Origin of the sequence: Veillonella sp. (assembly GCF_018364065.1) — a bacterium.
GTDB lineage: Bacteria > Bacillota > Negativicutes > Veillonellales > Veillonellaceae > Veillonella_A.
Genome location: NZ_JAGZMO010000005.1, coordinates 139321 through 150098 on the forward strand (window position 1 = coordinate 139321; position 10778 = coordinate 150098).

The window sequence follows — 10778 nt, forward strand, 5'->3', positions numbered from 1 at the left end:
CTTTTATGATTGAAATTAAAAATTTAGTTCATCGTTATAAGGACGGCAATCAATATATCCAAGCTCTGTCCGTACCGGAATTCACTGCTGAAACAGGAAGTCAGTGGTGCCTCACCGGCGTCAGCGGTAGTGGCAAATCCACCTTATTGCATTGTCTGTCAGGCCTGATTATTCCTTCTGAAGGGCGCGTCGCCATTGACGATATGGTTATTACCGACGGCAACACCTCAGCCATTACCAAGTGGCGCAGCAATCACGTAGGTTATGTTTTCCAGGACTTCAACCTGCTCCCCTTCCTGTCGGCCAAAGATAACATTTGTACAGGAGCTTATTTCAGCCATAAAACTGACAAATTAACCTTTCTCAATGATTTAGAACAACTCATGGTCTCCATGGATATTGCCGCCATTGCGCACAAAAAACCGGCGCAACTCAGTAAGGGCGAGCAGCAGCGCGTGGCCATTGCACGTGCGCTTATTAAACAGCCGTCACTCCTCTTGGCAGATGAACCGACTGCCAATTTGGATGCGCATAACAGTACGATTGTACTGAATTTATTGCGTAATTACTGTAAAGATCAACAGGCAACCTTAATCGTAGCCTCTCATGACAGCACTGTTATCGAGGCCTTCGAAAATCGGTTGCATTTAGAAAAGAATGCCCCTTCACAACCTGTTACCGGGGACTCTGACAATCAGAAAGCCGCAAGCATAACCGTCAGCGACAGCCACGCCAAGTCCGCCGCTGATGCCGTTCACCCCGGCAAAGCTGATTCCAACGTAACCGCGTCCCTGCATAGGGACGCAGAAAGTCAGGTGTCCTATGATTTATAGAATTGCATGGAAACAGTTGTGGTCGAAGCCGCTTACAACCTTTTTGCTTCTCCTCGTTCTGGCTACCTCCATCGGCTTGAGCGTATTAGTAGGCACTTTGGGCGTCGGTTTCCAACAGGGCCTGACAACCGCTACGGAACCTTTCACCTTATTGGTAGGGTCCACGGGCAGCAGTCAGCAGTTAGTAATGAACACTGTATTCTTACAGGACCGTCCGTTAGGTAATATTCCCTATGCGGAAGTAGATAAATTGCGCAGTCAGCCTAAGCTCGTACTGGCAGCAGTACCGCTCGCTATGGGCGACAATGTGCAGGGCTTCCGCATTATCGGGACGGAACCTGAAATCTTCACCCTTCGTCCTAAGCGCAATGCACCGGAATGGTTGCGCATCGACAAAGGGGAACAATTTAAAAAGCCTTTTGAAGCGGTTATCGGCAGTGCCGTAGCCGAACGTACAGGTCTTAAAGTAGGCGATACTTTCAACTCCACGCACGGCAATGTGAGCAAGGGCAAAGCCCATGCGGAACATCCGTTTACAGTTGTGGGTATTTTAGATACGACAAACGGACCATACGATCAGGCGGTATTAACCTCTATCGAAAGCATTTGGGATCTTCACAGCTCCATTAATAAAACGGGCGAACATACCGATAAAAAAGGAGCTGTTACGACGATTCTCGTAGAGCCGATGGGCTATAACCAGGCCTACATGCTCGCCTCCACTTACAGCAGTCGAAAAGATGTGCAACTCGTATTCCCCGCACAAATCATTGTACAGCTTTTCAACTTAATGGGGCGCGGCGAACAAATCTGGCGTCCTGTGGGCTATCTGATAATTTCCCTTTCGTTAATCGTTATGATCGTAACGATTTATCTGGCCACAATGGGACGCATTAAAGACTATGCGATTTTAAAAACCTTAGGTGCCTCTTCCAAACAACTGTACGCGATTCTGTGCAGTCAGTCACTGACTATTATCCTCCTCGGTGTAGTTATCGGCACCATCGGCGGATTCAGCGCCTACGCGGCCATTGCCAATTACGTGACCTCCACCTCAGCAATTCACGTACCGAGCAGCATTACCCTAATTCCCTATGCGCTACTCGGCATCATTATATTGGCAGGGTTCCTGGCAAGCCTGATTCCACTGTACATTTTACAGCGTCGCATAGACTCGTTACTGAGCTCCATGTATTAAACCCTGCATGAGCTCCACATACAGCTTTACACCGCCTATGCTCACCCCATAGCGTGTAAAGATCGTATGAACCCACATAGTTATATGTGATTCGCTTATGTACTCACCATACATAAGATCCCTATACACCTTTATACCCGGTACTTTGCTTCACACACTAATCCCCAAGCGAAGTACAAAAAAGCAACAAGCTGAATCTTTCACTCCTCCATGACAATCAGGAAGATTCGCTTGTTGCTTTTTCCTTTTATTAAATTGTATTTAACGTTTTACTGGCTGTTTTCAGTTGTATTTCGGTATAATTACATTACTTCCGCTTCCGACATGATTGCTCCGGTTTCGCTGTCTTATGCCAATTTATTTCGAACTAGCTTATTTAACGCCTACTTCAGTCGCTTTAGACAAGAGGTCGATCAGTTCCGGAATGGCATTGGCTTCGTACGCAATTACATCGTCTTCGATGGTTACGATGACTTGACGCATTTTGAAAATAAGACCGTCAAAGAGACGAACCACAAAGCGCTGCTCCAACACGTCGGCTTTTTCCAATACATAGTCGAAGTTGGTTACCACTAAGCGATCCAATTTTACAAAGGACTCCATGTAGTCTGCCACATGGCCGTAAGTCACGCTGTCGGTGTAGTCTTTCACCAATTGTTCGCCGGTCACTTCACGAATATTCCAGTTTGCGGTCTCTTCCGCTTCATAAGCACCCAATTCAGTTAAGAATTTCGCCGTATGAGCCGCTTCACCATGAAGAATCATAGGATTATAGTCAACTTGCTTTAAACGCTAGGATACGTCGATAATCGTGTCTTTTACATTGTCTTCCACTGCCACTTCGGACACGAGGCGACCATTATTCATCATTTCGTCCTTCATTGCTTAACTCCTTTTTATAAAATCCCCTATGTACGCCAAGAAATCATTTACACGCTCCTGCATAAAATTGTTTGTACTTACCTGCATAGAAACTGTTTGTACTTGCCTGTATTGAAACTGTTTGTTCTTGATATACTTGTTGTACTTGCTTACTATAAAACTGTATAAAATCTACTATAAACATGAAAAGTCGGCAATCCAAAAAGGATTGCCGACTTTATTGTACCACATGTGAAAATTAACGACTACTTAACTTTGTCTTTAGCAGCCAGGGCCGCTGCTTCAGTTCTTTTGCGAATAGCGTCAATTAGCGGTTTAACTTCTAAAAATTCCGCATCAGTTAATCGGAACGTACGACCCTTCCGATCGAACAATGATTTTTTGCGGCCTGCTCCGACGCGTTTGCCACCCCATTTGTTATTCTTCATAACATCCCTCCAGTTTGGGAAATGAGTACCTCTGTCGTTCCAAAACAAAAATCACATACTCGGGTCTAACTACAGTATATACCAATTATACAACCAAATTCAATATGTTATTTCATAAATATGAATCAAATGACCAAATTTTTGTAAAATTACTTTATTTATCAAGATTTTCCGCCGATTATCTTGTTAATAAACATAATTTATCAAGATTATAAGTTTATTAATGAAGATTATATAATAAAAAAATTAAGCAGAAGTTAATTAATCGTACAACCAATTAACAACTGCTTATAAGTCACTCATTTTTTTACATAAATCTGACGATTTAAGAAAAATCATCTAAAAATCGATATGAGTGTATTAATATTACAAAACTATACATTCTGTATATTTTAGAGCCATTTCTTATGAATTAGTTTGATTTACTTATAATTTTATTAACAAACTTACGTTTTTCAACGTTTCGAACATATTTAATCTTCATGAAGATTTCATGTTTGTTTCGACCTGATTCCGCTTCAATCTAATTCATTTTGACCTAAATTCGTTTCAATCTAATATAGTATCAAGCGAATTTCGTTTCGACCGGCTTATAGTCGCTCGGACAACGCCATCCACCGTTCCGTTTTTTCTTCCAGCTTCTTATCCGTACCGGCTCGCTCCGCCATGATATTCTCCAATTCTGCATAATCCGCCGTATTTTGACTGAGCATGGCATCGTAAGCCTTTAAAAGGCCTTCCAATTCAGAAATTTCCGTTTCCAGTTTTTCCAACTCGGCCAATTCCGATTTAGTAAGTGGTTTAATGGATTGTGCTTCTTTTGCAGCAGAACCTACAGTAGTTGAACCTGCAGTAGCTGAACCTGTAGCAGCGGAATCTGCCTGTCCGTTCCGATTACTGCCACTTCCGACAGCCTCACTCTCGCCATCCTGCGTATTCCGGTTATTCTTGCCGTTTCCTTTTTCAGCATTTTTATGTCCCACGCGGGAAAGGCTCAAGGTTTCTCCATCTGCTTCCATAGCTTCTTTATATTCGGAATAAGCGCCATGTACGATGGAGATGGCACCGTCGCCGGTAAAGACGAATAATTTGTCCACTACGCGGTCCAGGAAGTAACGATCATGGCAAACGGTAATAACGACGCCCCCAAATGTGTCCAGGAAGTCTTCCAGCACTTCTAAGGTAGGAATATCCAAGTCATTGGTCGGTTCGTCCAGGAGCAGCACATTCGGTGCACTCATGAGCAATTTTAAAAGGTAGAGTCGACGTTTTTCACCGCCGGACAACTTGCGAATCGGCACGCCGTGCAATTCCGGTGTGAAGAGGAAACGTTCCAAGGCCTGACCGGCACTTAAACTGCTGCCATCGGCAAGCACAATGTAATGATGGTCCTCACGAATATAATCGAGCACGCGCTGATCTTCATCGAACGGTGGTAATTCTTGCTTAAAATGCGCTATACGGACGGTTTCGCCGCGCCCTACCGTTCCTGCCTGCGGTGTGTATGTGCCGTCCAGGAGGCGCATAAACGACGATTTACCGATACCGTTCGGTCCCACGATGCCGATACGGTCATGACGATCCATATGGTACGTAAAATCCTTCACAATGGTCGTATCATCAAAAGAAAAGCTCAAGTCTTCAATATCGAAGACCGTTTTCCCTAAGCGGCTCTTCAACGCAATCGGATCCATTGTATCTGCGCGTCGCTGTACGTCCTGCTTCTTCAACGCTTCATAACGCTGTAAACGGGCCTTTTGCTTAGTGGAACGAGCTTTGGCACCACGACGTACCCAGGCGAGCTCCCGCTTCAAAAATTGGCGTCGCTTTTCCGCCGTAGCCGCTTCACGCTCTTCCCGATCCGCCTTTAGTTCCAAAAAAGTCTCATAGTTCCCTTCATAGGTGTAGAACTGGTGATTAGACAGCTCCAGAATTTCATCACTTAACGCATCAAGGAAATAGCGGTCATGAGTACTGATGAGGAGACCGCCCTTGCGTGCCAGCAAATAATTTTCCAGCCAATCAATGCTGGCTTCATCTAAATGGTTTGTCGGTTCGTCCAAAAGGAGTAAGTCGGACGGATATAACAAAGCCTGTCCCAAAGCAAGACGACGGCGCTGACCGCCGGATAAGAGTTTTACCGGCCGCGTTACATCATCAAAGCCCAACTTAGACAAAATCGTACGGCCCTGCTGCTCCACATCCCAGCCGCCATCCGTATCCATGCGCTGCAAGAGGCGCAGATGAGCCTCGCCGCCCGGCGCTTCACGACTGATTCGTTCATATTCGCGCACTAAAGCCAGCACCGGATGCTGAGCCAGGAAAATATTTTCCAAAATGGACGCTTCCTCATCGAAGGTCGGTGCCTGTGGCAAATAATAAATAGACGCTTTGCCGTTGCGCAATATGTTGCCTTTATCCGGCTCCACCAGACCGGCTACAATCTTCAGAAAGGTAGACTTCCCCGTGCCGTTAACACCGATTAAGCCGATGCGCTTATTGTCCGTAAACGTCATATCCGCATGTTCAAACAGGCGCCGCGTGCCGTAAGAATGTCCTACATCCTGCAAGGTTAATATATTCATAAACTAAAATCACCTCTACGAAAAAAAGTCCCCTCTAAAAGAGGTGGACTTTTATATTTTCAATCATAATTCGCGCTGTCAGTCGCACCTTGTGCATCAACCTGAAGGCGAATCAGGTTACAGTTCTTCGCCGTAACGAGCAATATTTTCTTGTCGAATGCCCTGCAGATGAGACAAGAGCTCTTCTGTATCTTCTACACGAGTAAACAATTCGCCAAAATAATGCGAGTCTTCGATAGTTACACTCCACTGGAATGAATCATTTTCATCATAAAGGGTAAAAATAATCGGTTCTTCCAATGATTCAGGCAACGCACCTTCTTCATCGGTAATTGTGGCATAATCGCCATCATCGGTAATTTGATAGAACAATGTGTCCCGATCATCAATTTCCGCCAACTCAAACCCTAAATTTTCATAAAATGACTCCAACGTGTCACTGTCCATTTGAATCCTCCTCTAACATTACATAAAACTCGTTAAATTATGTATATTTTACAGGAAAATATACTGTAATGCAATGAAAATATTATACTGCTACATATACGATTACACAATACCGCCGCTTGGGGATACAGTTGCCTGCGGTCCCACAAACTCAACTGATTCTCTTTCACGTAACAACCGATGTGCCGCATCTACGATGTTGGAAGCGCCGTCAATGTGCCACTTACGCTCCAATTCAGCCATTTTATGAAGGCGTTCCGGATGGTCAATCAAATCCGTCACCACATCCTCCAAACTGTAAACATCTCTGGCCCAGCAGGCAAATCCCTGCTCTTCCAGATAGGCTGCATTGCTTTCTTCCTGCCCCGGAATGGCGCTGAAAAATACCATAGGCAAACCTACAGTAATCGCCTCCATACAGGTCAATCCGCCCGGTTTCGTTACCAGCACGGTCGCTTCCTGCATGAGCTTAGGAATATCCAGCGTATAGCCGTAAACAGTGGTCGGCTTATGCATTCGCTTCTGCATAGCTACCAGACCTTCGTACAATTCGGAATTGCGTCCTGTAACGACTACAATCTGGTCAATGCCGCGCACTTCGTCCAAACGGCGCAATGCCGTTTCCACACAGCCTAAACCGAGACCGCCGCCCATGATGAGCGCCGTTACATCGTCCTCCGCCTTATACGGGGTCACACGAGGTTCAAAGAAGCTTCTGCGCACAGGAATACCGGTCACCGTAATTTTGCTGGTTGGAATCCCCGCATCATAGAGCTCGCCTACCATGCGATCACATCCGACAAAGTAAGCATCAACCTGTTCATACACCCAGAACTGGTGCGCTTCAAAATCCGTGATGGCTGCAATTAAAGGCACATCAATTAGATTTTGTCGTTTTAAAATACAGGCTGCCCCGCATGGGAATGGATGCGTAAAAATAACAACATCAGGTTCTTCACGCTTAATCAACTTCAACATACGACGTTTTAAAAGCCAAGCCAATGCGGTCTGCATGGCACTGCCTTTTCGATTCCCCTGCGACAGACGATAAATCACGTCATAGAGCATAGGGAACACATCAATCACTTTAATGTAAGTTTCTTTTAATAAATTGTCGAAAGAAAAAGTATTGGTATCTAAAAAGTCAACATGAGTAATCTGAGCATCCGGATACTTCGCCGCCCAGCACTCTTCAATGGCCTTCGCTGCCTGCGTATGGCCCGTACCAATCGAAGCTGATACAATAAGTATTCGTTCTTTCTTATTCTCCATTCACGCTCTCCTTCCCTATAATTTATTATAACATAAATCATAGGAGAAATAAGTCTTTCTTTCATCGGAAATGTTCGATTCTTTTTTATCTGAAAACTTACTTTGTTTATATCATAAAATACCTTTATTCCGGTAAACTTGAAGTAAAAGTATAGTAAATAATCACAGGTTATTCAAAAAAGCAATAAAAAAAGAGATCAATAGGCGAACTTGCAAGCAAGTTTGGATGATGCCTACGATCTCTTTTCATTGCCACATCGTAATTATTTTTTACGAGGCTTAACTTTTGTTGCTTTAGTAGCGTTTACTAATTCTTTTAACTGTTTGCCTGCTTTGAAAGCTGGGGATTTGGAAGCAGCAATTTTGATAACTTCGTTAGTCAAAGGATTGCGGCCTTCACGTGCTGCACGATCGCGTACTTCGAAAGTACCGAAACCGATTACTTGAACTTTTTCGCCTTTTGCTAATTCGTCAGCTACAGTTTCAAATACGGCTTTAACGGCTTTTTCAGCTTCTTTCTTGCTAAGTTCAGTTTTTTGTGCAACAACTGTGATTAATTCTGTTTTATTCATGACAGAACCTCCTTAAAAAATAGAATGTATTTCATTCGCTACAATGTGACTTGCCGTCCCATTACAATGAATGTTCTTTCTCTGCTACCTTCGCCGCGGTCCAAAAACAATCCAATTCGTCCAATGAAAAATCATTCCAGGATTTTCCACTTTCCCTAACGCACTTCTCCACGTATGAAAAGCGCCGTCTGAACTTGTTATTAGTGCGGTTTAGAGCATTTTCACCGCCTATTTTATACCATCTGAAAAGATTAATCAAGGAGAAAAGTACATCTCCCGCCTCTAATTCCATATTTTCTTCGTCTTTTTGGGCGGCGGCTTCCTTAAATTCGGCCACTTCTTCACTGAGTTTAGACCACATCGGCTCCACAGAATCCCAGTCAAAGCCTACCTTCGCGGCCTTTTCCTGCAGTTTCTGAGCCCCTAGAAGGGCCGGTAAGCCCTTTGACACGGAATCGAGGATACTTTCCCTTTGATGCCCCTGTTCTTGGGCTTTCATGGCCTCCCAGGATAATCGAGGCTGTTCGCCTTTTTTGTCCCCGTCAGCCCCGTCTTTCGTATTGAACACATGAGGATGACGGCGAATCATTTTATGGGAAATGTCGTCAATCACGTCTTGGATAGTAAAAAGTCCGTTCTCTTCCGCAATTTGTGCGTGAAATACGATCTGCAATAACACATCGCCCAGTTCTTCACGCAAATTAGCCGTGTCACGGTTGTCGATAGCTTCCAGCGTTTCATACACTTCTTCCAGCAAATAGCGGCGCAGTGTACTGTGCGTTTGAAGCAAATCCCACGGACAGCCCCCTTCCGGATTGCGCAGAGCGCTCACCACCCGGCGCAACGGCTCCAGCGAGCAGCCGTCAGTTTTCTTTAATTCATCATTCATTAGTAGTTTCCTTTATTACTTCGTACTCGATACGAATTCATTTTCTCTTATCTCTTATATCTACTGCTCATCGCCATTCGCCGTTTTTCTGTCCCGATAAGCCGCAATGCGCTTGCCGATAACAGGCATGGAAGCCCATTCATCGGGCTTAATGGTCTTCGTAATGAGAAGGCCGGCGCTGTAAACGATGACCGCCACGATAATAGCCCCCAATACGCCGATGCTGTTGCCTACGAGCGAGCTGAGGAAATAATACACCACCACAGTGGCGCCGCCCATAGCCAAAGCGGAGAAGAAAATTTTCACCGTTTCGCCCCATGGGATGCGGTATTTTATGTAGCGATTTACAAAGATCATGTTTAACAAGGCCGCCAGACCAAAGTCGATATTGGTGGACCAGGCCGCACCGTTGATGCCCCATTCAGGCAGACCGGTTAAATACCAGCTGAGGGGAATTTTAATAATCGTACTGATGAACAGGTTAATCATCGGTATCGACGTATGTCCCAAGCCCTGTAAAATCCCCGTCGTCACCTGCTGCATGCCGAGGAGAAAAATACTGAGACTCATAACGGCAATCGGACCGCCCGCATTGGGCGTTGCGTATAAAAGTTGTGAAATGGGCGTAGCCAACACACAGAGCCCTACGAAAGCCGGCACCGTAATGAGGCTCGTAATCTTCAAGGCCACATAGCTGCGCCCCTGAATTTCCTTCATATCCTTTTTCGCATAAGCCTCGGAAATAGCCGGCACAAGGCTGGCCGCCAAGGATGTAGTCAGAATAATCGGCAAATTTACCAAGGACGTAGCCATACCGGTCAAATAACCGAATAAAGTGGTCGCCTCACGCATGGTGTAGCCCACTTCGATGAGACGTCCCGGCACAACCTTTAAGTCGATTCCGGACACGATAGGCATCATAATATTCGCCATCGATACAGGAATGGCCAAAATAAAGAGGCGTTTCATAATCTGCCAAGCCGACTCGGCCACCTGCAGCTCATCTTGCGCCGCCAACAGCGAAGCGCGCTCGTGGCGTTGACGATAGTAAAAATAAATGAGTACCAACAGGCCGCCCACTACGCCCGGAAATGTCGCCAAGGTCGCCCCGGCCGCCGCCATAGGCAGTCCATAAGGCAAGAGGAACAAGGCGAAGCCTACCATACAGGTAACGCGCAAGGTCTGTTCCACCACTTGAGATGCCCCCGTAGGCAACATGTCCTGGAAACCTTGGAAATAACCGCGGAACGCGCCCAACAAGGTTACGATAATAATAGCCGGCGTCAACGTCATCAAAGCGTAACGGCTGCGAGGATCCGCCAGCCATCCTTCTTCAATGAGCCAAGGCGTACTTAAGAATAGGGCTAAACTGAAGAATGTACCCAGCAAGAAAAGCACGAGGCCTGACACTTTGAAAATTTTATGAGCGCCCCGCATGTCTTTGTGTGCCAGTTTATCGGCCACCATGATGGAGATGGCCACAGGAAGGCCTGCTGTCGCCAAACTGACAATAATCTGGTACAGCAGGTAGGCCATCTGATACAGGCCAATCCCTTCGCCGCCCAAGATACGGGCAATCAGGACTTTACTGAAAGCGCCGATGATTTTAACGATAACCCCGGCTATGGTTAAAATCATGGCTCCTTTTAAAAATCGATTCATCGGTTCCTCC

Annotated in this window: 10 protein-coding genes; 2 read left to right on the forward strand and 8 right to left on the reverse strand. The window is 45.5% G+C overall.

Annotation, left to right across the window (positions count from 1 at the left end; genetic code table 11):
• Positions 1 to 5 precede the first annotated feature (5 nt).
• Positions 6 to 833, forward strand: a complete 828-nt coding sequence (locus tag KHZ77_RS07035; RefSeq protein ID WP_295197203.1) for an ABC transporter ATP-binding protein — start codon at positions 6 to 8, stop codon at positions 831 to 833.
• Entirely contained in the window at positions 823 to 2031 is a 1209-nt protein-coding gene (locus tag KHZ77_RS07040) for an ABC transporter permease (protein WP_295197205.1), read from the forward strand. The genes KHZ77_RS07035 and KHZ77_RS07040 overlap by 11 nt, the downstream gene beginning before the upstream one ends.
• A gap of 372 nt (positions 2032 to 2403) precedes the next feature.
• Here the strand turns inward: KHZ77_RS07040 and KHZ77_RS07045 are convergent, their stop codons facing one another.
• From KHZ77_RS07045 to KHZ77_RS07080, 8 genes are all read right to left on the reverse strand, one after another.
• The gene (locus KHZ77_RS07045; RefSeq protein WP_295197208.1) at positions 2404 to 2796 is read right to left on the reverse strand and encodes a DnaA/Hda family protein; all 393 of its coding nucleotides are present in this window, start codon (positions 2794 to 2796) and stop codon (positions 2404 to 2406) included.
• A gap of 362 nt (positions 2797 to 3158) precedes the next feature.
• Positions 3159 to 3341, reverse strand: coding sequence for a hypothetical protein (locus KHZ77_RS07050; RefSeq protein WP_295197211.1), 183 nt, complete (start codon positions 3339 to 3341; stop codon positions 3159 to 3161).
• Positions 3342 to 3931: 590 nt separating this feature from the next.
• Positions 3932 to 5926, reverse strand: coding sequence for an ABC-F family ATP-binding cassette domain-containing protein (locus KHZ77_RS07055; RefSeq protein ID WP_295197213.1), 1995 nt, complete (start codon positions 5924 to 5926; stop codon positions 3932 to 3934).
• 117 nt (positions 5927 to 6043) lie between these two features.
• Positions 6044 to 6373 carry a hypothetical protein gene (locus KHZ77_RS07060; RefSeq protein WP_295197216.1) on the reverse strand — a complete coding sequence of 110 codons (330 nt, stop codon included), beginning with the start codon at positions 6371 to 6373 and terminating at the stop codon, positions 6044 to 6046.
• Positions 6374 to 6475: 102 nt separating this feature from the next.
• Complete coding sequence (locus KHZ77_RS07065; protein WP_295197219.1) at positions 6476 to 7645, reverse strand: glycosyltransferase; 1170 nt, start codon at positions 7643 to 7645, stop codon at positions 6476 to 6478.
• Positions 7646 to 7908: 263 nt separating this feature from the next.
• The gene (locus KHZ77_RS07070; protein ID WP_295197222.1) at positions 7909 to 8217 is read right to left on the reverse strand and encodes an HU family DNA-binding protein; all 309 of its coding nucleotides are present in this window, start codon (positions 8215 to 8217) and stop codon (positions 7909 to 7911) included.
• A gap of 61 nt (positions 8218 to 8278) precedes the next feature.
• Positions 8279 to 9106, reverse strand: a complete 828-nt coding sequence (mazG, locus tag KHZ77_RS07075; protein ID WP_295197225.1) for a nucleoside triphosphate pyrophosphohydrolase — start codon at positions 9104 to 9106, stop codon at positions 8279 to 8281.
• Positions 9107 to 9166: 60 nt separating this feature from the next.
• Positions 9167 to 10768, reverse strand: coding sequence for a polysaccharide biosynthesis protein (locus tag KHZ77_RS07080; RefSeq protein WP_295197227.1), 1602 nt, complete (start codon positions 10766 to 10768; stop codon positions 9167 to 9169).
• Between the last annotated feature and the right edge of the window lie 10 nt (positions 10769 to 10778).

Bases quoted from the DNA above. Each gene is read 5' to 3' on its own strand.
- KHZ77_RS07035 (WP_295197203.1), top strand. From the start codon at position 6: ATGATTGAAATTAAAAATTTAGTTCATCGTTATAAGGACGGCAATCAA.
- KHZ77_RS07040 (WP_295197205.1), top strand. From the start codon at position 823: ATGATTTATAGAATTGCATGGAAACAGTTGTGGTCGAAGCCGCTTACA.
- KHZ77_RS07045 (WP_295197208.1), bottom strand. From the start codon at position 2,796: ATGATTCTTCATGGTGAAGCGGCTCATACGGCGAAATTCTTAACTGAA.
- KHZ77_RS07050 (WP_295197211.1), bottom strand. From the start codon at position 3,341: ATGAAGAATAACAAATGGGGTGGCAAACGCGTCGGAGCAGGCCGCAAA.
- KHZ77_RS07055 (WP_295197213.1), bottom strand. From the start codon at position 5,926: ATGAATATATTAACCTTGCAGGATGTAGGACATTCTTACGGCACGCGG.
- KHZ77_RS07060 (WP_295197216.1), bottom strand. From the start codon at position 6,373: ATGGACAGTGACACGTTGGAGTCATTTTATGAAAATTTAGGGTTTGAG.
- KHZ77_RS07065 (WP_295197219.1), bottom strand. From the start codon at position 7,645: ATGGAGAATAAGAAAGAACGAATACTTATTGTATCAGCTTCGATTGGT.
- KHZ77_RS07070 (WP_295197222.1), bottom strand. From the start codon at position 8,217: ATGAATAAAACAGAATTAATCACAGTTGTTGCACAAAAAACTGAACTT.
- mazG (WP_295197225.1), bottom strand. From the start codon at position 9,106: ATGAATGATGAATTAAAGAAAACTGACGGCTGCTCGCTGGAGCCGTTG.
- KHZ77_RS07080 (WP_295197227.1), bottom strand. From the start codon at position 10,768: ATGAATCGATTTTTAAAAGGAGCCATGATTTTAACCATAGCCGGGGTT.